Below are 23,556 nucleotides of genomic sequence, written 5' to 3'. Positions count from 1 at the left end.
GGATCTGGGTGCGGGTCAGCCGCGCGGGCCCTGCGGGGCCTCGCCGAGGACGGAGGAGTCACGGAACTCGGACGGCCCAAGGCCACGGTGTTCCTCGCGCAGGTCGAGCAGTGCCGTATCACGGCAGGGTTGGTGAAGGGCGACGGCACCGTGGAACGGGCTGTGGCGGCCGTTGGTGCAGCCCCGGACCTCACCGGCTCCACCGATCTCCGTGCGTTCGCGGAGTCGCCACGTGGTCATGCCGTGTTTCCGAGTCGCCGTCTTCACCATTCCCAGGAGGTGCCCCGCGGCGTCAGCGCAGGCGCCCTCAGGGCAAAGACTCCTCCTGCCTGCCCGTTCCTGGGGTCGACGCATGCGTCACGGGGCCGGTCTGAACTCGCCGGCCACGTCACGAGGACGTGGTGGGGCTAGGCCGTGTATCGAAAGTGGATCTCGGGCTGTGAATGATCACGGTTCATGGGCCGGGGAGATCTCACGGACGAGCAGTGGGCGACGTTGGAGCCGTTGTTGCCGAAGGGGGCGCAGGCAGGGCGGCCGCCTGTCTGGTCCCGGCGGCAGCTGATCGACGGCATATGGTTCCGGGTCCGGACCGGTGTTCCGTGGCGGGACGCACCCCGTTGAGTATGGGCCGTGGGGCCGGGTCTACGACCTGTTCCGCCGGTGGCAGCGGGACGGCACCTGGCACCGCATCCTCACCCGGCTCCAGTCCCTGGCGGATGCGAAAGGCGCGATCACGTGGGACCTGAGTGTCGACTCCACCGTGTGCCGTGCTCATCAGCATGCGGCCGATGCCCGCAAGCAGGGTGACCTGCAGAAGGAACCACCGGGCGGTGGCATCGGCTATCTCGTCCTCGGCGCACTCATGGACGGACTGGGTTCCAGCGTGGGCATGGCCGTCTACGCCGCGGTCCCTCTGCTGGCCTGTCTCCTGTGGCTTCCGGTGCTCTTCCGAGGGGCGCGGGTGGCCACCGAGATCGAGAAGCACGGCGGCGCAAAGGCATCCTGAAAGAGTCCAGGGTCCATGGTGTACGTGGCGAAGCCGTGCTCCACCCGTTCGTGCCAGGCGGCTTCGAGCAGGGGGCGTGTCCCGTCCGCTCGGACGGGACACGCGCTCGGTCATCCGGTCGGCGTACCCGGCCCGTCGAGCAGGCCCATGAGGAAGGCGTCCCAGTTCAGGCCGTCCATCTCCCGCTCGGCTGGGACCATCTGGTACGTGGCTGCCAGCCATTCCGTCAGCGGCGCGGCGGGCACCTCGAACAGGGCCTCCACCTCCTCGGACTCCAGGAGCAGCCACGACGAGGGCCGCTCTCGGTCCAGCGTCGGCCACATCCGCACGTCGCAGGCCCCGCTCATGGACGACACACCCCGGTGCAGGAGTTCACGGCCGATGTGCCAGATGAGACTGGGCCCGCGCTGAGCCAGGAACTCGACCGTGATCACCGCGGCCATCTCCGGGTCGAAGTGGAACTTCGCCCGCATCGGCAGCCGGGTGAACTCGTCGAGCAACTGGTCGATGCCCAGGTGGAGCGGCGCCAATTGCTCGGGCGTGGAACGCGCTCGCAAGGGTGACTGGTCACGATGCATGACGGGAGATTCCCTCCGTGGGACGGGGTCTGCGTCTCCCACTGTCCGCCCGGCGCCGCATCCGCACATCGGTCAGTTGACGGTCGAAGAGCGGGAGTGCGGAGGGTGGTTGATCGCGCCGGAAGGTCTCGTACGGGCTGTGAAAGACACCTCATGGAGTTAGCCGTCAAGCCATGGGGGGTGAGGCCGTCTCGTTACAGATCTTGCCGAGGGTCCGCCCCGGGCCTCAGCCGGCGCCCAGAGGCCAGCTGAGGGTGGAGGCCGGGCGGGTGAGTCACCAGAGGCCGAAGAACCGTGTCCACCAGGTGGGCCGCCTCGTGAGGTGCTTCAGCGCGCTGGGGCCCTCGTAGTCGCTCTCCAACAGTTCCTCGGGGACACTCACGTAGCCGAGGTCGGCCAGCGCCCGCTCCACGGTGGCGAGGTCGCCGAGGTCCAGCGCTCCCTCCTCGTGGGCCTCGGCCGTGCCGAGGAAGGCCCCCGGATTGTCTGCGCAGACCTCGGCCAGGGAGCCGAACTTGCTCACGCAGACCACGATCCGTGTCCCGCAGACCGTCGCGTCCGCAGGCACGTGTACGCGTCCGTACTCGCTGGAGTCCTGGGTGTCCCGCTCGGACTCGCACGAGGCACCGAAGTCTACTTCGAGCCGACGCACCAGCCCGCCGAACTTGAGGCCGGTCGCCGCGCGGTCGTAGTGCAGCGGCCGTTCCAGCTGCTCCGGGTCATCAAGTTCGCGCAGCAGGGCCAGCAGTTCTATCTCGCTCTTCGCCATCCGCACATCCTGCCGCCCGTCGGGCGGGAGCGGAGAGACAGGGCCGTCCTATTCACGCAGTAGCTGTCGCTGCTGCCTGGGGCTCTGAGGGGAAGGCGATTGCTTCATCGAATGGGACGCGTGCCAGGAGGCAGTGGTGGAGCTGGCCGAGCATCCGGTTGAACAGGTGCCGCAGGGCCTGCATGTGCCAGTCCCCACCTGCCCGGCGGCGCCGGTAGTGGGAGTCCGCACCGGATGAACCGCTGAGGGAGGCGAAGGCCCACAGGTGGCCGACGTGGTTGAGCCGGTTGTTCTTGACGAACCGGCGTCCGACGTAGCGGCGTTTGCCGGAGGCCCGGGTGATCGGGGCCGAGCCGGCGTACGCCTTCAGCCCTCCGGCCGTGGCAAACCGGCTCCTGTCGTCGCCGATCTCGCCCAGAATGCGGGCACCGACCTGGGGGCCGATCCCCGGGAAGCTCAGCATGATCGCCGCGTCCGGGTGCGAGCGAAATGCCTCCTCGGTGGCACGCGCCAGGTCATCGACCGCCTCGCAGGCCGCGTCCAGCTGCAGCAGCAGGGCCGGTGCCTGCTTGCCCATGGCGTCGCCCATGGCGTCCTCGACGAGGGGCAGCTGCCGAGGGGCCTCCTCGCGGAAGAACTGCTGGATTCGTTCGGCGTCGGCTTCGATACCTCGGCGGCGGCCGGCTCGCCGGAGCATGGCCGTCAGCTTCCACATCTGCAGCTTGGCGGCCAGGGCAGGCGTGGGTGCGACGGCGAGGATGCGGCGAGCATCGGGGCGGGTCAGGGTTCCCGGCTTGTCCTTGAATGCCTCGATCATCGCCGGGAAGTACTCCCTGAGGAGGGACCGCAGGTGATTGGCGACCTGCTGCCGGTTCCAGACCGCGTCCTGCTGCGCCCGGGCCAGGACAGCGACGGCCTGGGCCAGGTCGGCGTCGGCGGGCAAAGTGCGGTGCGTCGGCGCGTCCGTGCGGATGATGTTCGCGAGGACCAGGGCGTCGCCGGGGTCGGACTTCTTGCGGCTGACTCCGTGGCGGTCGCGGTAGCGGGAGGCAGCCATCGGGTTGACCGCGTAAATCTTCCGAAGGCCCTGCCTCAGCGTTGCGACCAACAGGCCGCGGCTGGTCTCAATGGCCACCGGGATCGGCGTCTCGGCGGTGTCACCGTGCTCGGCCAGGAGGTCCAGCAGCAGTCGGTAGCCGTCCAGGTCGTCGTTGATCCGGCACTTGGCCAGCAGCTTGCCGGTGTCGTCCACGAGCGCGACGTCGTGGTGTCCCTCCGCCCAGTCGATCCCGCAGAACACGTCCATGGATCCCGCCCCTTCTCCGGTGCCGTTCTCGAAGGCGAGCACGCGGGGCCGCACGGCGCACTAATTCCAGGGCTCCAAGGCCCGCCACCTCATCAGCCGTGCGCGGCGCCGCAAGCCGCACGGGCGCGCGCCGTGTCCAGAGCTCGAAGCTCGTGAGGAGAAAACGCGTCACCGTGCGGCAGCTCATCCATCGAGGATCCCGAACCTGACAGGTCCGCGGGGGCAGAACGTGCGAGGACCGGCCGGCGCCCAGCGCCACCAGTCTTTGCAAAGACCTCGCACGGTCGGAGGTGTCGTAGGGGTCACGACGGCACCGACCGGACCACACACGTCCTGCCCCAGGCTGGACAACGCCGCCCCGGGCCCCTCAGAGATCCAGAACCTCTAATTACTAACGAATTAGAGGTGTCGTCAGTCAATGTGCTGTCCGCGCGGCAGCTGGGCCCGCCTCGCCGGCCGGTGGCTGCGGTGGATGTAGTGGCGTTCACGAGCGTCCGGGAATGGCGACGAGGCCGACGGCTTGCGCCGTCGGCCTCTCGGGGACGTGACTGGACCTGCGGGAGGTCACATGGCCCGGAGAGGGCCGCTGAAGGATTTACGCAGGGAGGAAGGGGCGACGAGGGGGAGGAGGGCGGCGAGCATCTTGCCCTTGGTGGTGGTGGGCTTCCGGGTCAGCTCGATGTCGACCCGGGTGCCGTCGGCGTGAGCGGTGGTCCTGAACACCCAGCCTCCGCCGGCTCCGAAGAGTTTGGAGTCGAGGGTGGTGATGGTGACGGTGTCACCGTCGGGTTCCCATGCGTAGCGAGCCCGTTCCCAGGCGGCGGCGGTGCCTTCGGTGACCTCGGCCCAGGTGTCGCCGAGGTCGTGGACCTGGAAGTGCTCGGCGTCGATGGTGGGCCAGGCGTCGGCGCGGGAGGGGCTGAAGTCGGTCAGCACTGCCTGGACGTCCTTTGGGCTGAGCGTGGAGACGAGGTGGAAACGTACGACTGGCATGGGCTTTCCTCACTAGGGGGTAACCGTTCCGACAGGTGACGGGGGATTTGTTTGCACGCTCGCCACCTGCCCATATGGTTACTTCGACTTCAGCGGACGGTGGTGCGGGCGGCCCGCTCGATGACGTCCGCGACGAGGCGGGGGTGGGACACCGCGACCGAGTGCGAGGCGGCGATCTCGGTGGTTCGGGCGTGGGCGCGCTTGGCCATGAAGCGCTGTACGTCCGCGGGGATGTTGAGGTCGCGCGTGGTGACGATGTCCCACGTGGGCTTCGTCTTCCAGGCGGCCGTGGTGGCCTTCTCTCCGAGGGCGGCCTGGGCGATCGGGCGCTGCGCAGCGGCCATGAGGGCCGCCTGCTCCGCGGGGACGTCGGCGGCGAACTGCTGGTGGAACTTGTCCTGCCGGATGTACAGGTCGGTCGCGGTGGACCCGTCGGCCTGCTGGTAGGTCACCGGGTCGAGGGTGTCGGGGAGAGTGGAGCCCGGGAACTTGTTGGTGAGTTCGAGGGCGCTCTCGCCGGGGGCCGGAAGGAAGGCGGCGACGTAGACGAGGGCCTTGACCTCGGGGTCGTCGCCGGCGGCCTGGCTGATGACGTTGCCGCCGTAGGAATGGCCGACGAGGATCTTGGGGCCCTTCACGTGGTCGAGGACCGTGCGCAGGGCGGCGGCGTCGGAGGCGGGGCCACGTAGCGGGTTGGCTGTGGCGATGACGGGATAGCCGTCGGCGCGCAGCTCCTCGATGACGCCGTTCCAGCTGGAGCCGTCGGCGAAGGCGCCGTGTTCCAGGACGATCGTCGGCTTGGTGTGCCTGTCGGCCTCGGCGGTCTCGTCCGCGCCGTTGGCGGTGCCGCCGAGGGTGAACGCGCCGAGCGCGAGCCCCGCTGTGAGTGACGCGGCCACGCCGGTCATCAGTCGCCTGCGTCCACTCTTGATGCTCACCACGGCATTTCCCTTTCAGGTGCTTCGGCAACGGAGACGGAACGGAGGCGGATCGGCCTCGCCGATGCGCGTCACCGCTCTGACTGGTGACGAAATCTGTCAGGGCAGGGTGTCACCTGTCAAGAGGGTGACTATGATGGTGGGGTTCCGGTCGCGCGTACGAGGCGCGCCGGCACCTGTGGACACGCACGCACAGAAAGGCGAGTGGCATGAGTGACGTCTCGGAGGAGAGAGCGCTGCTGGCGGGTGGGTGTTTCTGGGGCATGGAGGAGCTGATCCGGTCGCTTCCCGGAGTGGTACGCACCCGGGTGGGTTACACCGGCGACGACGACAAGCCCCGTCCCACCTACCGCGACCACGGGAGGCACGCGGAGTCGATCGAGATCGCCTTCGACCCCTCGGTCACCGACTACCGCACGATCCTGGAGTACTTCTTCCAGATCCACGACCCCACCACGAGGAACCGCCAGGGCAACGACGTGGGGCTCAGCTACCGCTCCGCCATCTACTACGTCGACGACGAGCAGCGGCACGTCGCTCAGCAGACCATCGCCGACGTCGAAGCCTCCGGACTGTGGCCGGGACCGGTCGTGACCGAGGTCGAGCCGGCGGGTGCGTTCTGGGAGGCCGAGCCGGAGCACCAGGACTACCTCCAGCGCTATCCGGACGGCTACACCTGCCACTTCCCGCGCCCGAACTGGCGCCTGCCCAGGCGCGAAGCGTCCTGAACACCCGCGCGGCCGGGAGGAGCATGCTCCTCCCGGCCGCGCGGACGTGAGTGGTGGGAGTCAGAGGTGATCGGCGTCGACCACCGCCTGGGCGAAGGCGGTGGGAGCCTCCTGCGGCAGGTTGTGGCCGATGTTCGCCACAGTGCGATGTGCGTAGGGGCCGGTGAAGTGGCCGCGGTAGGACGAGCCGTCCCCCGGCGCCGTGAAGGGGTCGAGGGCGGCGTCGAGGGTGACGGTGGGGACCTGGATGGGAGGCTGGGCGGCGAGCTGCTTCTCGTACCGGTCGTAGCGGGCCTCCCCGTCGATCAGACCGATGCGCCAGCGGTAGTTGAACAGGACGATGGCGGCGTAGTCGGGGTTCTTGAAGGCCTCGGCGGTGCGCGCGTACGTGGCGTCGTCGAAGTTCCAGTTGGGGGAGACGAGCGTCCACACGAACCGGCACAGCGCGATGCGCTGCTCCTCGTCCTCCATCGCCTTCTTGCCGCGGTCGGTGGCGAAGTACCACTGGTACCACCAGTTGTGCTCGACGGCCGGGGCGGCCGGTTCCAGCTGCATCTTGCGATCGGTGATGAGGTATCCGCTCGTGGACACCAGGGCCTTGACGCGCTCCGGCCACAGCGCCGCGATGATGTCCGCGGTACGCGAGCCCCAGTCGAAGCCGGCAAGGACGGCCCTGTCGATCTTCAGGGCGTCCATCAGGGCGATGATGTCGAGCGCGATGGCGGACTGCTCGGACGTACGGGGAGTACGGGGAGACAGGAAGCGGGTGCTGCCGTGGCCGCGGAGATAGGGAACGATGACGCGGTAGCCCAGGTCGGCGAGGAGCGGGGCGACGTCGACGAAGCTGTGGATGTCGTACGGCCAGCCGTGCAGGCAGAGGACAACCGGGCCGTGCGCGGGGCCGGCCTCGGCGTAACCGATGTCGAGGACACCGGCCTTGACCTGCTTGTACCTCCGGAATTCCGTGTGTGTGCCAGGGGTGATGCTCGGCACGGTGGGCCCCTGCGTGCCGCCGGGCCCGTACGAGGCGCTCGCGGCGAACGCGTCGGTCTGCAGGCCGGACAGCGAGACGGCCGCCGCGCCGGTGCCCAGGCCGACGGCCTTGCTGAAGGTACGCCTGTTGATCATGTGAATTCCTCCGTCGTGCGTTCAGGTGACCGGCTGGCAACCGGAGCCACTCTGGCGCGCGTCCCAAGCCGACACATCAGTCAGATGACGGTGCGGCACGAGCAGGAACACCGGGACTCTCACACGCCGGATGCGCGCCGGATGCGCGTCGCAAGCACGAGATCGTCCGGCGGGCCGATCAGTCGGAGTCCGACGTGGGTCTCCGAAGCAAGTCCGCGGCAGTCACCGCCCAGTCGATCATGTCGACCTCGCGACCGGCGGGAACGAGCCCGTAGGTGCACTCCAGCCACTCCGCCAGCGGGCGCACGGGTATCTCGAACAGGGCCGCCGTCTCCCTGGAGGTCAGCTGAAGCCATGCGGTGGCCGGCTCCTCGGACGGCGACGGCCACATCCGTACGTCGCCGAAGCCCGTCGCCGAGCGCAGTCCCTGGTGCAGGAGGTCGCGGCCGATCCGCCACAGCACGCGCGGGCCGCCCTGGACGAGTAACTCCACCCCCACGGCCAGGGGGGCCTCCGGCGAGAACCGGAACTCAGCCCTGATGGCCTGTCGGGCAGAGAGGCCCAGCACCCGCTCGATGTCCAAGCTCAAGCTCAGCTCGACGGGGCCCATCGGCAGCGCTGGGCGGACCTGTCCACGGGGTCGGTCACCGCTCATGATGTGTGGATCTTTCTCTGCGACGGGCGGCTGGCCAGGCCTACTCTCGTGCGCTGTGGGCGATCAGCGTTAAGTCATTCGACTGTCGCCTCCGCTTCGCGCCTGAACGATCCTGAGACAGTCGTCTGCGTGTCAGCGCCGGTGATCGTCATGCTCGGAGGGGCCATCCGTGAACCACACTCCCGTCGTCTTCATCCATGGCACGTGGCTGCACGCGCTCTCCTGGGAGTCATGGGCGGAGCGCTTCGCGGGCCGGGGATTCCGCGCCTTCACACCAGGTTGGCCTGGGGAAATCACCTCGGGGGAGACGCGTACTTCAGCGGAGATACGCACCTCAGGGGAGACGCGCACCTCAAGGGAGACACGTACCTCAGGGGAGACACGTACATCGTCCGACGAGACGTTCGCAGGCATCGGCCTGGACATGCTGATCGCCCACTACGCGGACATCGTGCGGTCGTTCGACGTTGCGCCGGTCGTCGTCGGCCACTCGGTCGGCGGCCTCATCGCGCAGCATCTCATCGGAGCCGACATCGGCCGAGCCGCGGTGGCCATCGCTCCGGCCCCGATCAACGACATCCCGCTGCCTCCCTCCTCGGCCCGGTTATGGACCCCTGGCCAGGCAGGTGCCGCCGACCGGTTGGTGACGCTGTCTCCGGAGCGGTTCCGCCGCGACTTCGCGAACACGGTCGCGGCAGAGGAGTCGTACCGGCTCTTCGAGCGCCATGTCGTGCCGGCTCCCCGCCGTCTCGTCGACGAACTCGGAGCCGCAGGCGAGGCCGGCAGTCCCGAGGTCGACGTCGGGAACGTGCACCGCGGCCCCCTGCTTCTGATGTCGGGGCAGGAGGACCGGCTGGTGCCCGACGCCGTCACGCGAGCGGTGTACAAGGAGTACGGCGACTCGACGGCCGTGACCGACCTGAAGCAGTTCGCGGACCGCGGCCACTCCCTCGTCATCGACAACGGTTGGAGATTCGTCGCCGACTACGTGCTCGGCTGGCTGGAGGAACGCGGCTTCCGCGCCACAGCGGGCTGAACGCGCGCGGCCGCGAGGAGAATCCTGGAGTCCCGCCCGCCGGCCGCCGCGTCACATGTTCGGGCCGTCGGGCAGCTTCCCCAGGGCGTCGCGCAGGGCGGCGCGCGCGGTGATGCCGAGCTTGGGGAACACGCGGTAGAGGTGTGAGCTGACCGTGCGGGGCGACAGGTGCATGCGCGCGCCGATTTCCTTGTTGGTGAGGCCGCCGGCGGCGAGGTCCGCGATGCGGCGTTCCTGCCAGGTCAGTGGGGAGAGGTGTGCCGAGGAGGTGACCGGGGGAGTGCCGGTGGCGCGGAGTTCGGCCCGGGCCCGTTCCGTCCAGGTGGTCGCCCCGAGCCGCTCGAAGGTCTCCGCCGCCAGCGTCAGGGGCCGTCGTGCCGCTGCGCGTCCCCGGGTGTGGCGATGGCGGATGCCGCGGGCGAGTCGGATGCGGGCGAGTTCGAAGGGGAAGTCGGCCCCGGCGGGATGGGATTCGGCGCGCTCGTACAGGGCGTCGGCTTCGGTGGGGTCGGTGGTGGTCATGGCGAGGGCGCCGTAGGTGACGAGGGCCAGGCGGGGGGAGATGCCGGGGAGGCCCGCTTCCTGGGCGGCCAGGGCGTGTCTGCGGGCTTGATCGGCGCGGCCGGTGTGGAGGGCCGCCTCCACGAGATCGAGGAGGGTACGGGACGCCTGGTGGGCGTAGGGGGCGAAGGAGCCGGGGGAGGTGAGGCCGATGGCATGGAGGTAGGCGGCTTCGTAGTCGCCTTCGGAGAGTGCGGCGGTGGTGCCGATGGCGTCGGCGATCTGCGTGAGGAATCCGACGCCGCGGGGACGGGCCCAGGTGTCGACCACGGCCTGCAGTTCCCGGGCCTCGTCGACCCGGCCGCGCAGAGCGGCCAGCAGGCCCGCATACGCAAGCGTGTGGTGCACGAACAGACCGTGCCCGTGCGCTGTCGTCAGCTCCAGGCAATGCCGGCCGGTCAGCTCGGCCTCGTCCCACTCGCCGACCGCGATCTGGTCGAGCATGATCAGGTGCAGCATGGTCATGGCGTCGCTCACGGCCCCCGTCTCCAGCTCGCGGTCCGCAGCGCGCTGCAGCAGCGGCCGGTACTGGCTGAGGGTGTCCACGTGGTACGAGGCGGCACCGAGCCGTGTGACGTCCCACGGTTCCAGGTGAAGGCCGGCGAAGGCGCGTTCCACCCGCTCCCGCACACCGGCGCCGCGACGCACCACGTCGCCCCAGGCGTCCTGGTAGATACGTGAGTACGGGGACACCAGATCGCCCAGCGAGCCGAGCAGCTCGTGCGTCCGTTCCCACCAGACCTCGTCACTCGCGTACTGGTTGATGGCCAGCAGCAGGTCGACCAAGCGGGTGAGTACCTCGTCCGGCTCCCGCGGCCCGCTGTCGCGCATGCTCTCGATCGCCGCGAACACCTGACGCTGCGAAGACCGGATGTCCTCGCCCTCGAAGAACGCGACATAGCCCGACGCGACCACCGAGTCGGGGGAGGGATCGGTGGCGGAGCCCGTGCCCGAGCGGAGCAGCTGCTGTGCGTGTTCCAGCCGGCCGGAGTGCCCGGCGATGTACGCGGCGCTGCCCAGCCGCCTGGACCGCTCCTCGTGGCTCTCGCTCAGCTCCGCGGCGCGGGTCAGCCAGGTGATGGCGGCCAGTGAGCCGCCACGCCGGGTCGCCGAGTCCGCCGCGGCCTCCAGGACGGCCGCCACCTGCTCGTCCGGATCGACCGTCGAGGCCGCCAGATGCGTGGCCCGCCGCTCGACGTCGTCGCGGTGGACCTGGGCGAGGACGGCGTGAGCGGCACGCCGCTCGTTGGGCGTCGCCATCTGGACCACGGTGGAACGCACCAGCGGATGCCGGAACACGAAGTCGCCGCTCAGCGCGTCGATGTCCAGCAGACCCGCGGTCACCGCCTGATGGACATCCGTCATGCGGTAACGGGCGCTTCCCGTGGGGCCGGTCGCCGCGCCGGCGCCGACGCCGTCCAGAGCGCCGTGCAGCAGCGCCGCGCGGACATCGTCACCCAGGGCTTCGATCCGGGCGCCGTACACCTGCTGGAGACGCTGGGGCAGGGGGATGCCGGCGTACCCGAACACCGCCTCGGCCGTGTGCCCCGTCCGGTTGCCGCGCACGTACGACGGAAGCTCCAGCAGGGCCAGCGGGTTGCCCTGAGCCTCGTCCAGAATCAGATGGCGGACCCGGGAGTCCAGCTCCGGGTGGCGCATGTCGAGGAGTTGTTCCGACTCCTTCCCCGACAGTGTGGTCACCGCCAGTTCCGGAAGCGCGGCGGTGTCGAAGCCCGACGGCACGCCGGCACGCAGTCCGACGACGAGCTTCGCCGAGCTGCCGGTGAGCCGGCGCCCCACGAATCCGCACACCTCGGTGCTGGAGGTGTCGAACCACTGGCCATCGTCGAGCACCAGCAGCAGGGGCTTCTGCGACGCCGCGAGGGAGAGGAGATCGAGGACGGCGATGCCGAGGGTCATGACGGAAGGAGGCGAGTTCTCGCCCCTGCCGAAGACGACGTCGAACACCTCTCGGTGGCGGTCGTCGAGCTGGTCGATGGAGGAGAGCAGCGGGTACAGGAACTGGTGCAGGCCGGCGTACGGCAGTTCGGACTCGGCCTCGACCCCGGCGGCCCTGATCACTCGGTGCTCCTCGCCCTCGGCGAGGCCGGCGACGTGGTCCAGCAGGGCGCTCTTGCCCACACCGGCGTCGCCGCGCAGGACGAGTGCTCGGCCTCCGGCGGCTGCCACGAGCTCGGACAGCACCGTCTGCTCGCGTTCGCGGCCGACCATCGCCCCGTCGATCGACTCCATAGTCCCCCACTTCCTTCCCCGTTGAACCAGCTCTGCGCGCACGCCTCGCGGATCGCGCGCACGGATCCGGTCAGGCGTGACGGGGAGGCAACCTTGTCGTTCTCCCCGTCGCTGTGGGACGACTGCCCCTCGGCGCCGGTGCCGTTCGTAGGCTCCGTACCGTCCCCTGCGCCGCGACCGCGCCCTGGCGGGCCCCACCTTGTGAGCTGCCGTCGGGCCACACTAGATGTCCCCCGGAAACTCCGTCACCTGGAATGGCCGAAAGTGTTCTTGCCGCACGGCTGACTTCTGCGATGCCCGCTCGGAGACACATGGAGATACGTGTCCTCGCTGAGGGCATGTCGCCGTCTCAGGGCGTTCCGATGCCCTTCAGGAACGTGTCGACGACGATGTCGGCCGCCTGGCCGGGGCTCAGCTCGTCGCTCTGCCGGGCCACCAGGTTCATGAGCGCGGGCAGCAAGGCGCCGGCCCATCCTTCGGGAAGGCCGGGGCGGAGCAATCCTTCGTCGGTGGCGCGTTCGAGGAAGGCGTCGACTTCGCGGACGGCGGCGTCGCGGCGTGCGTGGACGGTGTCGTCCGCGAGCATGCGGGCGAGGTCCACGGGCCAGGTGCGGTTGACGGTGATGATGTTCTCGACGTAGCGGTGCAGGGCGACGGCGACGGGTGCTTCACGGAGCCGTGCGTCCTCGATGGCTCCTTCGATGGCCGTGAGGCGGGCTTTGTAGATGGCCGCGAGGAGGTCCTCGCGGGAGGCGAAGCGCCGGTAGACGGTGCTCCGGTCCACCCCGGCCTCGGCGGCGATGCCCGCGATGCTCGCGCCGGGGTCGGCGGCGAGCATGCGTGCTCCGGTGGTCAGGACGGCTTCGAGGTTGCGTGCTGCATCGGCTCTCACCGGCCCGAGTCTAGCCAGGAAATGTTGCGGTTGAGGCATCTAGAGCCACTGAAATGTTGAGAAGCATCCAATAACTGCTACATTAATGTGGCAGTTAGTTGAGGAGGGGCAACTGCGATGTGGAGATCACCGCGGTTCGCATCCCTTCGGGCAGGCGGGGCGGCCGCCGCGATGAGCGCCTTGGCCTCGCGGGTCCTGACCGGACGATCGTCTCCACTCCACTCGACCCCCACACAGCCACACAGCACGCCACGACCGATCACCGGAGGAGAGAAAACGCATGATCACCTACGACCGGCTTTTCATCGGGGGTTCCTGGGTGGAGCCGAGTGACCCGGAGCTGCTGGACATCGCCTCGCCGCACGACAGGTCGGTGGTCGGGCGCGCCGCTCAGGCACGCCCGGCGGACATCGACCGCGCGGTCGCCGCGGCACGGGCGTCCTTCGAGGCGGGGGAGTGGTCGCTGACCCCGCCGGCGGAGCGGATCACCGTCCTGCGGAGGTTCAACGCACTGCGCGAGAAGAACGCGGAGAGGATCGCGCAGCTGATCTCGCTGGAGAACGGGTCGGCGGGATGGTTCACCCGCGCCGGACAGCCCGGGCTCACCCGACAGGCGAACGCCTACCTCAAGGCGGCACAGGAGTTCGCCTGGGAGGAGACGCTGACGCCCTCCGACCCCACCTCAACGGTGCGCAACGTGGTGCGCCGCGAGGCGGTCGGTGTCGTGGCCGCGGTGATCCCGTGGAACTCGCCGTTCTCCTCGGCGACCTCGAAGATCATCCCTGCTCTGCTCGCCGGCAACTCCGTGGTCCTCAAGGTGTCCCCCGAGAACTCGCTGAGCATGGGCTTCCTCGCCGAGCTGCTGGAGCAGGTCGGCCTCCCGGAGGGCGTGATCAGCGTCCTTCCCGCGGACCGGGAGACCAGTGAGTACCTGATCTCCCATCAGGAGGTCGACAAGATCGCCTTCACCGGTTCGACCCGGGCCGGCCGCCGCATCGCCGCCATCGCGGGGGAGCAGCTCAAGCGTGTCAGCCTGGAGCTGGGCGGCAAGTCCGCCGCGGTCATCCTGCCCGACGCCGACATCGACAAGGCCGTCGCGGGCCTGAAGTTCGGATCCCTGCTCAACAACGGCGAGTCGTGCATCGCGCAGACCAGGATCCTGGCCCCCCGCAGTCGGTACGAGGAGGTCGTGACCGCACTGAAGGGCATGGTGGAGTCGCTGAAGGTCGGCCACCCCGATGCCCCCGACACCTTCATCGGCCCGATGATCCGCCCCGACCAGCAGGAGCGCGTGCGCGAGTACATCCGGCTCGGCATCGACGAGGGCGCCCGCCTGGTCACCGGCGGCCCGCAGATCCCCGAGGGGCTGGAGAAGGGCAACTACGTCACCCCCACCGTCTTCGCCGACGTCGACAACGCGATGCGCATCGCACAGGAGGAGATCTTCGGCCCGGTCCTGGTCGTCATCGCGTACGAGGGCGAGGACGACGCCGTCCGCATCGCCAACGACTCCGAGTACGGCCTCTCCGGCGGCGTCTGGTCCTCCGACGAGGAACACGCCCTGGCGGTCGCCCGCCGGATCCGCACGGGCACCGTCACCGTCAACGGCGCTTCCGTCGCGTTCGACGGCCCGTTCGGCGGCTTCAAGGCCAGCGGCATCGGCCGCGAGTACGGAGCGATCGGCCTCGGTACCTACACCGAATACAAGACCATCACCGTCTGATCCCACCCGGCCCTCCGTGCGGGACGGAACGGGGGCGATCGCCGGAGATGTTGACGACGCCTCCGCTGCGCTCAGCGCGCAGGCCCTGATCGCAGAACATGTGACAGCACATGTCGATGCACACATACGCCATCGCGGTACTAATACGTGTGCACACGTTGTATGGTGATCCCGCCACCCCTTCTGAAGACGGGCAGAGGTATGTCACTGACCACCACGCCTTTCGGACGGCGCGCCACCGCCACCGAGGTGCTCGACGGAGTCGATCTGAGCGGGCGCCGGCTGATCGTCAGGGGAGGATCCTCCGGCCTCGGCGTCGAGACGGTTCGTGCCCTCGCCGCCGCGGGGGCGCAGGTGACCGTAGCCACTCGCAACCCCGCTGAAGCCGATCCACCGGTCGAGGTTTCCCGGGAACCCGGGCCGTCGCGCTGGACCTTGCCGACCTGGCGTTCGTACGAGCTTTCTGCGATGCCTGGACCAGGCCCCTGGACGGCCTCGTCCTGAACACCGACCTGATGATGCTTCCGGCCCGTCAGGTCGATGCGCAGGGATGGGAGATGCAGCTCTCCACCAACTACCTCGCCCATTTCGCCCTCGCGGTCGCCCCACACGCTGAAAGGCAGATCCGTATGAGGACGTCCGCCCGAGCTGCCGCCGGCTCGCCGAGCCGGCGCGCTTCTCCGTACACGGCAGTGATCGCCCCGCTGGCCTGCATGGTCTTCGCGGCCGGCTGCTCCCCTTCATCCCCGACCGAAACGAGCCCGCACTCGGTGAGCCAGGTCCTCCGAACCCTGTTACCCGAGGAGGAGGACGCAGTGGTGCGCGACGCCCAGGCAAGGGGGAACGACCCGCTCGCTCCGACCGTCCTCAGCTACGCGGACGCCGACGGAATCGGCCAGGTGTCGGCCTCGGTGGGACGATTCCCGTTACCCCTGCCCCCGCAACTGTCCCAGTGCCCGGATCTGTCCGAACACCCCTTCAGCCACTGCACTCTCACCCACCTCGAAGACGGTGCCACGCTCATCCTCGACGAGTCCCCGGCCGACGAGACCAGGCCATCGGTCGGCCGACGGTGGACAGCCGTGCGCACCGACCGCGACGGCGGCATGGTCGCCGTCGCGGCGTCCAACACAAGAGGCGACAGGAACCCCACCCCCAGTCGGCCCACTCCACCCCTGAGCGTGCGACAGCTCACCGACATCGCCGTGTCGACGGCATGGAAGCCCGTCCTGGCCGCCGTACCGGCCCCTCCCCGTGGCTCCACCTCGATGCCGTCCTTCCAGTACCTCCCCGCGGCCGAGGTCACGGACGTCATCAGTCAGAACCTTCCCGGACACCTGCGGACGGCGGACAGAGGGGGAGCGCCGGGCTACGGGCATCTGACGGTGGACGACGGGCGAGGCAAGTGCCTGGTCGCGGTCACGGTGCAGCAATGGGAACCGGATGACGAGGCGCTGACGCGCGTCTTCCGAGGGGCGATCACGGAAGCGGACGGAGTGCGCGTGAAGGTCACACGGGGCCACCCGGACAAGGGCGGCGACGGGGCGGTCCTGTGGTCGGTCGACATCTGGCGCCCCGACGGCCTGCGCGTCGCCGTCAACGAACTCAACACGAGGGCTTACCGGCTCCCCGGAACCCGCAGGGAACCCGCTCTGGGAATCGACGAGCTCAAGAAGATCGCGCTGTCCGATGCGTGGCGCACCGCCCTGGCGGGGCGCTCATCAGACCGCACCGAAAGGAAATGAGCGGGCCCGGGCAGGTAGCTGAATCCAGTCCAAAACGCTCCAGGGATGAGTCAACCCATCCGGGGCCGGCCGACATACGTGTCTCAAGTCAGGGAACTTCCATCAACTCGAAGGACCGGTTCATGCGCGTACTCAAGAAGTCGAATGCTCTGTCTGCCCTCGGCGTGGCGGCCTCTGTCGCCAGCCTCGCCACGCTCCTGCTGGCGACTCCCGCCTCCGCCGCGACGGCGATTCCGAACGGGACACAGCTCTGCGTCAACAACTACCTCAACACGTGCCACTACTGGACGACGGACAACGCCCCGTACGTCACCGACATGGGCAAGGACATCAACTCGAGCTCCGGGACGGCGGCGCTCCAGGACAGGATCTCCTCGATCTCCATCCAGAACGCCAAGACGCTCTACACGTGGAACGACAACAACTTCCAGGGCATCCAGGGCGTCTTCCAGAACAACTACACGTGGAACGTCCTCAACTACCCGTACAACGACTCGATTTCCTCGGTCCGAACCTGGGGCTAGAGCGTGCCACGAGGATCAGTTGGTCGGTGCATCGATGTGTCCGTCCGATGAGTGGTCACTGATGCGACGGGGACCGGATCGAGCCGCCGCCGAGGCCGGCCGATCCGGTCCGCCGCCGACGATGGCCCGATCACAGCCGAACCTCTGAAGCCATCGTGTCAAGCACAGTCCCTGGCGCGCCGAGCCCTTGACGTCGGCCCACGTGACCTGGATGCGGTCGCGTGGGCCGTTGTCGTGGGGTGCGGTCGGCCCGGCTCTCTGCGCGTGGCGACCGAGGCCCGGTGTGGTCAGCCCTTCAGGGCGAAGAAGCTCATGGGCGAGTTCGGCTTGAAGCCGATGCGCGGGTACACCGGCGCTCCGGCGACTGTCGCGTGCAGCGTGGCGCGAGTGAGACCCGTGGCCTGCCCACCCTCGTACAACGCCTTCCGCGTCACCGCCTCGCCGTAGCCCCTCCGCTCCCACTCCGGATGGGTCGCGACGAGCACCACGAACAGACGGCCGTCCGCCTCCACCGTCCCGGCGCAGGTCACCGGGACATCGCCCCGCATCCCCAGATAGGCGTGCACCCCCTCCTTCCACAGCGTGGAGCCGACGAGCCCGTCGCGGCCGTCCTCCAACGGAAAGCCGTACGCAAGGGAGTTGAGGTCCGCGAAGGCGCGCAGCTGTTCGTCGGTTGCCACCCGTACGAAGGTCAGGTCGGGGTGGGTGGGCTCGGGAACGGGGAGGAGATCTCCCGCCATCCCGGTGCCGGGAAAGGCGTGTTCGAGCCCCGCCCTTTCGGCCGCAGCCTCCAGCGCGTCCCGGGCACGGTCGTCGAGCAGGTCCTCGAAGAGCCACAGGAAGCCGGGCCGCTCCTTGGAACGCATGATCTCCGCGGCCTGGTGCAGGCGCCGCTCCAGCAGCTCCGCGTCGGCGCCGACCTCGGTCAGCGTCAGGCAGTTCCAGAACGCGAACCGGCAGTCGGCCCAGCGCACGGCGATACCCGGAAGATCACGGACGTCCGCCTCCGGATCCCGGTCGAGCACCATGGCCCGCCACGCCACGGCCAGCTGCTCCATCGACTCGGTCGACTCCGCGAGATTCATCAACAGAAACCCCTTGTACGGTCACGGAACGTTGCCCCACCAGTACAACGACGAGTCCCACGATGTGGTTCACGGAACTTCCTCCGGATCGAAGAAGGCCGGATTCCGATCCCCGGCCGGTCGGCGACAGGCTCGAAGCCGGCCCTGATGCGGCCGGCTGCGATCCGCGATGGCGGGCCGATTCACGCCCGTCGGACTCAGGCGAAGGTCAGCACCTCGGAGACCGGTCGGCGTGGCGTGGCGCGGCCGCGGGGACCGTAGCCCAGGCGGATGACCATGTGGACGTATCCCGTGGTGGATCCCGGGTCGCGCGCCATCGAGCGGAGTTCAGGCCATTCGAGGGGCTGAGAGACGGGGGACGTGGACAGGCCGTCGAGGGTGGCCTGCAGCAGGACCCGGTGCATGGCCTGACCCGCCGTGAGCCAGTCCTTCGGGGTGTCCTCGACCGTGCAGAGCAGCGCGATCTGGGGACTCTTCTCGAAGCGTGCCGACACCCGGCCGGGGAGGAGTCCATGGGCATCGAAATCCCGTACCGGCGAGGTGACGTCGTACTGCCGAGGCCCGACGGCGTACGCGGGGATGCCTTCGGTCAAGGAACCCTCGTCCTCCGTCCCCGTACGGATCCAGGCGGCGATCTCCTTCCTGACCGCGGCGTCCGCGGACTCGAAACGCTCCGAGTCGTGGACGAGTTCCAGCACGGTGTCGGTGTGCCAGGCGCCCGGCACGACGAGGCGGCAGCCCTCCAGGAAGGCCGCGGAACGGAGCCCGTCGAGGATCTCGGGCGGAATGCGCTCCTCGGTGAAGGGGAACCGGCTGGTGTGCCGCTCCCGGAGCGCCGGACGGAGGACGCTCAGCTCGTCGGAGTCGGCGACCGCTTCGGTAAGGCGGACGTCGGCGAGATGCCACGGATCGGCCGGGTCGGGCAGCAGCCGGACCACGGCGTGGCGACCGCGGTGTGCGGCGGCGACCCGCAGGCCGAACAGAGCGGCCCCGCAGCCGAGATGGAGGGCGCGGCGAACCGGGTCGCCACGGGGCAGGTCGCGCGAGGGGTCCCCGTGCAACTCGACGGTGCCGGTGGCGGTGCGGTGGACGAACCTCCACGGCTGCGCGTTGTGCATCGACGGGGCGGTGACGGCGTCCTCGATCAGCGACGTCACGAGCGTTCGGAACGAGGAGGGGGAGGGGGAGGTGGTGGTGGACACGGTTCGTCCTGTCTGTGCGGTACGGCTCTGTGGCTGTTCCTTCGCGTGGCGCCGGGGTCGCGCACCGGAAGCGATCGTGCGCGCGGTGCGCGCGGTGCGCGCGGTGCCGTAGGGCGGATGAGGCGCCGTGTCTCGCGGTCGTGATCACCGCACCTCCCGTCCGAGCGTCCGAGCGTCCCGGCGTCCGGGCGTCCGGGCGTCCGAGCGGCGGGGCGTCCGAGCTTCCGAGCTGCCGAGCTGTCGGGCACCGGCCCGGCCCGATGCCACCACTGTCCGGCGCGCGACGCCGCCCCGGGAGGGCCGAACGGTCCCCTGTCACGGACCGACAGGGCCCCGCCCTGTCCCCAACGGCCCTCCGGCCCCCGGCCGCCCCGGTGGGACGGTGGGAGCAGGCCCCGGACCCGCATGGGTCCGGGGAAGTCGGGCGAGGAGGAGCCATGGACGGAACCACGGACCGCCTCGGCCCCGGCAGGGTCGTCGTCGGTGTGGACGGATCGCCGACCGCGCGTACGGCGGCGATGTGGGCGGCGCGGGAAGCGACGCTGCGCGGCATCGGCGTCTGTCTCCTCCACGCCACGGACACCGCGGCCGCATCCTTCTTCCTCTCGCCGGCGGAGCGCGACCGTGCGCGGCAGAGCGGCCGGGACGTGCTCCACCGGACCGCCGACGCGCTGACCGCGGAGTACCCCGCGTTGCCCGTCGTCACGGAACTCAGCGGGCGCCCCGCCCCGGACGCCCTGCGCGACGCCGCCGCGCCGAGTGGCACGATCGTCGTCGGCCACCGGGGCCTCGGCGGATTTCCCACCCTCGCCTTCGGTGCGGTCGCCCTCCGGGTCACGGCCGCGGCCACCACCCCGGTCGTCGTTGTACGTGCAGCCGCCACCGACCTCGTCGAGGCGGGCGCCGTGCTCGCCGCGGTCCGGGACGGGGACGACCTGGGCGTGGCCCGCGTGGCTGCGTACGAGGCCCTGCTGCGCAAGGTGCCGCTGCGACTTCTGCACGTGTGGCGTACCACCCCGTACGCCGTGGTCCGGGACACACGGCCGAACAGGACCGCTGAGGGTGCCGCCTCCCTCCATGTGCATGCCTTGTCCGATGTGGCCGAGCTTCTCGGGGACGAGTTCCCGGAACTCGCGCTGTTCACCGAGGGCGAGAAGAACCACAGCGTGCCCGGTGTGCTCGTCGAGGCCTCCCGCCACGCCGACCTGCTGGTCGTCGGCGGGCGCCGGGCACCCGGCTACCTCGGCCCGACCCTCGGCAGGACCACGCTCGGCCTGCTGCAACACGCCCACTGCCCGGTGGAGCTCATTCCCAGGGGCGGACCCGGTCACGGGAGCACCGCATGACCGCCACGACGGAACGCCGAGGGATCGTCGTCGGCGTCGACCCGGACCGACACGGGTACCTCGCGCTCGCCTGGGCCGCCGAGGAGGCACACCGACGCCGCCTCGCCCTGCGCCTCGTGGTCGCCGTACCGCCGCCGCACCACCCCCGGAACGCCGACACCGCCGCCCGCCACCGGGCCAGGACGACGGCGGGCGAGGAAGCCCTGCGTACCGCCGGGGCATGGGTGCGGGCCCGGCAGCCGGACGTGGAGATGACCACCGGGCTCCTCCAGGGGTTCCGGGCGCAGGTGCTGGCCGGCCTGACGCGCGAGGCCGCCCTGATGGTGCTCGGCTCCCGCCACCTCAGCCGCACCGAGGAGTTCCTGAGTGCCGGCTCCCTCGTCGTGCCGGTCACGGCGCAGACACGGTGCCCGGTCGTCGTCGTGGGCGACGCCGAGCACGTCACCCAGGACCCGCCGTACCTCGTCGTCGGCGTCGACGGCAGCGAGTCCGCCGGGGCGGCGCTGGCCCTGGCCTTCGAGGAGGCGGATCTCCGGCACTGCGCGCTCCGGGCCGTCGCCGTCTGGCAGCCGCCCGTCTTCACGCTGCGTAGGGGCGACATGCTCTTCCAGGCCGAGCGGCGGCTTCTGTACGAGACGACCGCGGGCTGGGCGGAGACGTATCCGGACGTCCGGCTCAGCCACGAGGTGCTGATCGGCTCGCCCGTCGAGACGCTCGCGGACGCTGCCGCGCACGCGCTGGCCGTGGTCGTGGGTCGCCGGGGCGGCGGCGGATACCGGGGGATGCGCGTCGGCTCGGTCGTCCACGGTCTGCTGCACCGTGCCCACTGCCCGGTGATCACGGTCCCCGTCGAGTGAGGCCGCGAGGACGACCTCGGAGGCCACCGGGGACGACTTCGGAGGCCGCTGGAGACGACCTCGGAGACCGCCCGCGCGAGTACGGCAGGAACGCCCGGAGCATCGGGACTACGGTGAAGACGCAGGGCGCACGGACGGCGTGTGCGCGCCCAGCGTGACCGGAGGTTTCGATGGGTCGGGAGGACACCGGGCCCGGGGACACACGACTCCCGCGGCTGCGGCTCGACGAACTGCTCGACGAGCTGCAGGTGCGCATCGACGAGGTGCGCGGCACCAGGGACCGGCTGAACGGGCTTCTGGAAGCCGTCATGTCGGTGGGGCGCGAGCTCGACCTTCCCCAGGTGCTGCGCGGCATCGTGGAGGCGGCCGTCAGTCTCGTGGACGCCGAGTACGGAGCCCTGGGCGTCATCGGTGAGGGCCGGAAACTCTCGCAGTTCCTGCCCATCGGCATCGACGACGACGTACGGCGGCGGATCGGGGCCCTGCCGTCCGGGCACGGCATCCTGGGCGAGCTCATCCGCAACCCCGCGCCGCTGCGTCTTCCGGAGCTTTCCGAGCACCCCGCGTCGTACGGCTTCCCGGCCCACCATCCGCCGATGCACTCGTTCCTGGGCGTCCCGATCCGCGTCCACGACGAGGTGTTCGGCAACCTCTACCTGACGGAGAAACGCGGTGGGGCCGACTTCGACGCCGAGGACGAGGCGGTGGTGACGACCCTGGCCGTCGCGGCCGGAATCGCCATCGAGAACGCCCGACTGTACGAGGAGGGCCGTCTGCGCCAGCGCTGGCTGGCAGCCAGCGCAGACCTCACCAGTGCCCTGCTGTCCGGTACGGACGAGGCTGAGGTGCTCGACGGCATGCTGGAGCGTGCGGTGGACATCGCCGGCGCCGACATGGGGGTGTTCTATCTGGTCGGGCCGGAAGGCGAACTGAGGGGGTCGCTGGCGCGGGGCGAGGGCGCTGACATCCACCGCGGTGTCGTGCTGCCGAGCAGCGAGGGAACCCTGGCGGCCGCCGCTCTTGCCCAGGAGGACGGCCTCGTCACGCTGGCGGACGTGGCGAGGGACGAGCGCGTGACCGTCCAGCCGGAGCGCTGGAAGGGCTTCGGGCCGGCGGTCGCCGTCACGATCGGCACGAAGGAACGATTGAACGGTGTACTGATCCTCGCCCGCCGCAGTGGGCAGACGCCCTTCACGAACGTCGAGATCACCGCACTGCCCGGTTTCGCGGGGCAGGCGGCCCTCGCCCTGGAACTGGCCGACCGGCGCCGCGACGCCGAGCAGGTCACCCTCCTGGAGGACCGCGACCGCATCGCCCGCGACCTGCACGACCTCGCGATCCAGCGGCTGTTCGCCACCGGGATGACCTTGCAGAGCGCCCGCCGGTTCGTGGAGCACCCGGAGGCCGTGGATCGGCTGACCCGCGCGATCGACGACCTGGACGCCACCATCAAGATCATCCGATCGACCATCTTCGGCCTCCGGGAACACGAGGCACCGGGTGCCGCGCCGAAGCTCAGGCGCCGTGTCGTCCAGGCGGTCGACGCGGCCGCGTCCACCCTCGGATTCGCGCCGGCCCTGCGCATGGAGGGCCTGCTCGACACGGATGTGCCGGCCGGCGTGGCAGAGGAAGTGCTCGCGGTCATCGGCGAGGCACTGACCAACGTGGCGCGGCACGCGAGCGCCCGTCGCGTCGAGGTGGCGGTCATCGCGGGCGACGACGTCCTGTCGGTGACGGTGAGCGACGACGGAGTCGGAATCCGGCGGAACGGTGGCAGCGGCGGCCTGCGCAACCTGGCCGAACGCGCGGAACGCCTCGGCGGCGACCTGACCGTCCGCGCCCGTCCGAAGCCGGCGAGCGGAACGGTGCTCGAATGGCGTGTCCCCTTGCGGCCCGCCGAAGGCTGAGGAGGACCGACTGCTTTGCCGCAGTCGTGGTCGTGGTGGGTGGCGGTCCCGTGCTCGCCTTCCGGTTGTTTCGCCGCATCGGGATCGCGCAGCGCGTGCATCAGCCGGGCGGTGGTCGCCGGGTCGAGCATGGACTGTCCGGCGGCCACGGTCCGCATGGCCTGCACCAGGTCGGAGCCCGCGTGAGAGGTGCTGAGCCCTCTACACGACGCGTGGGCCCACCGGCCCTGAGAGGTCCCCAGGTGGTAGAGGCTGCACACGATCTCCCAGAACGGATCCGGATTGCTCACCACCCTGACGCGCGCGAAGTCCTCGGCCGTGAAG

Annotated in this window: 20 protein-coding genes and 3 pseudogenes; 10 read left to right on the top strand and 13 right to left on the bottom strand. The window is 69.9% G+C overall.

What is annotated here, in order from left to right; all coding sequences use genetic code 11:
- Positions 1-15: 15 nt before the first annotated feature.
- On the bottom strand, positions 16-240 hold the full coding sequence (locus AB5J54_RS01125; protein WP_369141956.1) for a hypothetical protein: 225 nt from the start codon (positions 238-240) through the stop codon (positions 16-18).
- A 216-nt stretch (positions 241-456) separates the two neighbouring features.
- Between AB5J54_RS01125 and AB5J54_RS01120 the strand changes: the two are divergent.
- Positions 457-793 (top strand): annotated as a pseudogene (locus tag AB5J54_RS01120) (IS5 family transposase); the annotation flags it as partial.
- A 39-nt stretch (positions 794-832) separates the two neighbouring features.
- A pseudogene (locus AB5J54_RS01115) lies at positions 833-1,006 on the top strand (MFS transporter); the annotation flags it as partial.
- 110 nt (positions 1,007-1,116) lie between these two features.
- Here the strand turns inward: AB5J54_RS01115 and AB5J54_RS01110 are convergent.
- The 5 genes from AB5J54_RS01110 to AB5J54_RS01090 all read right to left on the bottom strand — a co-directional run bounded on the left by AB5J54_RS01110 (position 1,117) and on the right by AB5J54_RS01090 (position 5,593).
- On the bottom strand, positions 1,117-1,563 hold the full coding sequence (locus tag AB5J54_RS01110; RefSeq protein WP_369141955.1) for an SsgA family sporulation/cell division regulator: 447 nt from the start codon (positions 1,561-1,563) through the stop codon (positions 1,117-1,119).
- Positions 1,564-1,858: 295 nt separating this feature from the next.
- Positions 1,859-2,353, bottom strand: a complete 495-nt coding sequence (locus tag AB5J54_RS01105) for a hypothetical protein (RefSeq protein ID WP_369141954.1) — start codon at positions 2,351-2,353, stop codon at positions 1,859-1,861.
- A 52-nt stretch (positions 2,354-2,405) separates the two neighbouring features.
- Positions 2,406-3,659, bottom strand: a complete 1,254-nt coding sequence (locus tag AB5J54_RS01100) for an IS110 family transposase (RefSeq protein ID WP_369149182.1) — start codon at positions 3,657-3,659, stop codon at positions 2,406-2,408.
- Between the two features lie 564 nt (positions 3,660-4,223).
- Positions 4,224-4,652 (bottom strand): hypothetical protein, encoded by a 429-nt coding sequence (locus tag AB5J54_RS01095; RefSeq protein WP_369141953.1) that lies wholly within the window; start codon positions 4,650-4,652, stop codon positions 4,224-4,226.
- Positions 4,653-4,741: 89 nt separating this feature from the next.
- Positions 4,742-5,593 carry an alpha/beta fold hydrolase gene (locus AB5J54_RS01090; RefSeq protein ID WP_369141952.1) on the bottom strand — a complete coding sequence of 284 codons (852 nt, stop codon included), beginning with the start codon at positions 5,591-5,593 and terminating at the stop codon, positions 4,742-4,744.
- Between the two features lie 206 nt (positions 5,594-5,799).
- Between AB5J54_RS01090 and msrA the strand changes: the two genes are divergently transcribed.
- Positions 5,800-6,318, top strand: coding sequence for a peptide-methionine (S)-S-oxide reductase MsrA (msrA, locus tag AB5J54_RS01085; protein ID WP_369141951.1), 519 nt, complete (start codon positions 5,800-5,802; stop codon positions 6,316-6,318).
- A 60-nt stretch (positions 6,319-6,378) separates the two neighbouring features.
- Here the strand turns inward: msrA and AB5J54_RS01080 are convergent, their stop codons facing one another.
- Together AB5J54_RS01080 and AB5J54_RS01075 are read right to left on the bottom strand one after the other, a co-directional pair.
- Positions 6,379-7,446, bottom strand: a complete 1,068-nt coding sequence (locus AB5J54_RS01080; RefSeq protein ID WP_369141950.1) for an alpha/beta fold hydrolase — start codon at positions 7,444-7,446, stop codon at positions 6,379-6,381.
- A gap of 178 nt (positions 7,447-7,624) precedes the next feature.
- Entirely contained in the window at positions 7,625-8,035 is a 411-nt protein-coding gene (locus AB5J54_RS01075; protein ID WP_369141949.1) for an SsgA family sporulation/cell division regulator, read from the bottom strand.
- Positions 8,036-8,270: 235 nt separating this feature from the next.
- On the opposite strand from AB5J54_RS01075, the gene AB5J54_RS01070 reads away from it, so the two are divergent.
- A complete protein-coding gene (locus AB5J54_RS01070) occupies positions 8,271-9,137 on the top strand; it encodes an alpha/beta hydrolase (RefSeq protein ID WP_369141948.1) in 867 nt (288 codons plus the stop codon).
- A 51-nt stretch (positions 9,138-9,188) separates the two neighbouring features.
- Here the strand turns inward: AB5J54_RS01070 and AB5J54_RS01065 are convergent, their stop codons facing one another.
- Both AB5J54_RS01065 and AB5J54_RS01060 read right to left on the bottom strand, forming a co-directional pair.
- On the bottom strand, positions 9,189-11,951 hold the full coding sequence (locus tag AB5J54_RS01065) for an AAA family ATPase (protein WP_369141947.1): 2,763 nt from the start codon (positions 11,949-11,951) through the stop codon (positions 9,189-9,191).
- Between the two features lie 349 nt (positions 11,952-12,300).
- Positions 12,301-12,789, bottom strand: a complete 489-nt coding sequence (locus tag AB5J54_RS01060) for a TetR/AcrR family transcriptional regulator (RefSeq protein ID WP_369149181.1) — start codon at positions 12,787-12,789, stop codon at positions 12,301-12,303.
- Positions 12,790-13,123: 334 nt separating this feature from the next.
- Between AB5J54_RS01060 and AB5J54_RS01055 the strand changes: the two genes are divergently transcribed.
- The 3 genes from AB5J54_RS01055 to AB5J54_RS01045 all read left to right on the top strand — a co-directional run bounded on the left by AB5J54_RS01055 (position 13,124) and on the right by AB5J54_RS01045 (position 16,835).
- Positions 13,124-14,566: an aldehyde dehydrogenase gene (locus tag AB5J54_RS01055; RefSeq protein ID WP_369141946.1), complete on the top strand. Its 1,443-nt coding sequence runs from the start codon at positions 13,124-13,126 to the stop codon at positions 14,564-14,566.
- Between the two features lie 818 nt (positions 14,567-15,384).
- Positions 15,385-16,311 carry a hypothetical protein gene (locus tag AB5J54_RS01050; protein WP_369141945.1) on the top strand — a complete coding sequence of 309 codons (927 nt, stop codon included), beginning with the start codon at positions 15,385-15,387 and terminating at the stop codon, positions 16,309-16,311.
- Positions 16,312-16,433: 122 nt separating this feature from the next.
- On the top strand, positions 16,434-16,835 hold the full coding sequence (locus AB5J54_RS01045) for a hypothetical protein (protein WP_369141944.1): 402 nt from the start codon (positions 16,434-16,436) through the stop codon (positions 16,833-16,835).
- Positions 16,836-17,122: 287 nt separating this feature from the next.
- Here AB5J54_RS01045 and AB5J54_RS01040 read toward each other — a convergent pair whose 3' ends face one another.
- Both AB5J54_RS01040 and AB5J54_RS01035 read right to left on the bottom strand, forming a co-directional pair.
- Positions 17,123-17,923 (bottom strand): GNAT family N-acetyltransferase, encoded by an 801-nt coding sequence (locus AB5J54_RS01040; RefSeq protein WP_369141943.1) that lies wholly within the window; start codon positions 17,921-17,923, stop codon positions 17,123-17,125.
- A 194-nt stretch (positions 17,924-18,117) separates the two neighbouring features.
- Entirely contained in the window at positions 18,118-19,122 is a 1,005-nt protein-coding gene (locus tag AB5J54_RS01035) for a nitroreductase family protein (protein ID WP_369141942.1), read from the bottom strand.
- Between the two features lie 437 nt (positions 19,123-19,559).
- On the opposite strand from AB5J54_RS01035, the gene AB5J54_RS01030 reads away from it, so the two are divergent.
- From AB5J54_RS01030 to AB5J54_RS01020, 3 genes are all read left to right on the top strand, one after another.
- Entirely contained in the window at positions 19,560-20,468 is a 909-nt protein-coding gene (locus AB5J54_RS01030; RefSeq protein ID WP_369141941.1) for a universal stress protein, read from the top strand.
- Positions 20,465-21,325, top strand: a complete 861-nt coding sequence (locus AB5J54_RS01025; RefSeq protein ID WP_369141940.1) for a universal stress protein — start codon at positions 20,465-20,467, stop codon at positions 21,323-21,325. The genes AB5J54_RS01030 and AB5J54_RS01025 overlap by 4 nt, the downstream gene beginning before the upstream one ends.
- A 170-nt stretch (positions 21,326-21,495) precedes the next feature.
- Positions 21,496-23,232, top strand: a complete 1,737-nt coding sequence (locus AB5J54_RS01020; RefSeq protein ID WP_369141939.1) for a GAF domain-containing sensor histidine kinase — start codon at positions 21,496-21,498, stop codon at positions 23,230-23,232.
- A gap of 68 nt (positions 23,233-23,300) precedes the next feature.
- On the opposite strand, the pseudogene AB5J54_RS01015 reads toward AB5J54_RS01020, so the two are convergent.
- A pseudogene (locus tag AB5J54_RS01015) lies at positions 23,301-23,411 on the bottom strand (DNA-binding response regulator); the annotation flags it as partial.
- Between the last annotated feature and the right edge of the window lie 145 nt (positions 23,412-23,556).

Origin of the sequence: Streptomyces sp. R44 (assembly GCF_041053105.1) — a bacterium.
In the GTDB taxonomy this organism is placed as follows: Bacteria; Actinomycetota; Actinomycetes; order Streptomycetales; family Streptomycetaceae; genus Streptomyces.
This window is presented reverse-complemented; position numbering and strand designations above follow the sequence as displayed.

Coding starts and splice junctions, on each gene's coding strand:
- AB5J54_RS01125 (WP_369141956.1), bottom strand. CDS start 240: ATGACCACGTGGCGACTCCGCGAACGCACGGAGATCGGTGGAGCCGGT.
- AB5J54_RS01105 (WP_369141954.1), bottom strand. CDS start 2,353: ATGGCGAAGAGCGAGATAGAACTGCTGGCCCTGCTGCGCGAACTTGAT.
- AB5J54_RS01100 (WP_369149182.1), bottom strand. CDS start 3,659: ATGGACGTGTTCTGCGGGATCGACTGGGCGGAGGGACACCACGACGTC.
- AB5J54_RS01095 (WP_369141953.1), bottom strand. CDS start 4,652: ATGCCAGTCGTACGTTTCCACCTCGTCTCCACGCTCAGCCCAAAGGAC.
- msrA (WP_369141951.1), top strand. CDS start 5,800: ATGAGTGACGTCTCGGAGGAGAGAGCGCTGCTGGCGGGTGGGTGTTTC.
- AB5J54_RS01080 (WP_369141950.1), bottom strand. CDS start 7,446: ATGATCAACAGGCGTACCTTCAGCAAGGCCGTCGGCCTGGGCACCGGC.
- AB5J54_RS01065 (WP_369141947.1), bottom strand. CDS start 11,951: ATGGAGTCGATCGACGGGGCGATGGTCGGCCGCGAACGCGAGCAGACG.
- AB5J54_RS01060 (WP_369149181.1), bottom strand. CDS start 12,789: ATGCTCGCCGCCGACCCCGGCGCGAGCATCGCGGGCATCGCCGCCGAG.
- AB5J54_RS01055 (WP_369141946.1), top strand. CDS start 13,124: ATGATCACCTACGACCGGCTTTTCATCGGGGGTTCCTGGGTGGAGCCG.
- AB5J54_RS01045 (WP_369141944.1), top strand. CDS start 16,434: ATGCGCGTACTCAAGAAGTCGAATGCTCTGTCTGCCCTCGGCGTGGCG.
- AB5J54_RS01030 (WP_369141941.1), top strand. CDS start 19,560: ATGGACGGAACCACGGACCGCCTCGGCCCCGGCAGGGTCGTCGTCGGT.
- AB5J54_RS01025 (WP_369141940.1), top strand. CDS start 20,465: ATGACCGCCACGACGGAACGCCGAGGGATCGTCGTCGGCGTCGACCCG.
- AB5J54_RS01020 (WP_369141939.1), top strand. CDS start 21,496: ATGGGTCGGGAGGACACCGGGCCCGGGGACACACGACTCCCGCGGCTG.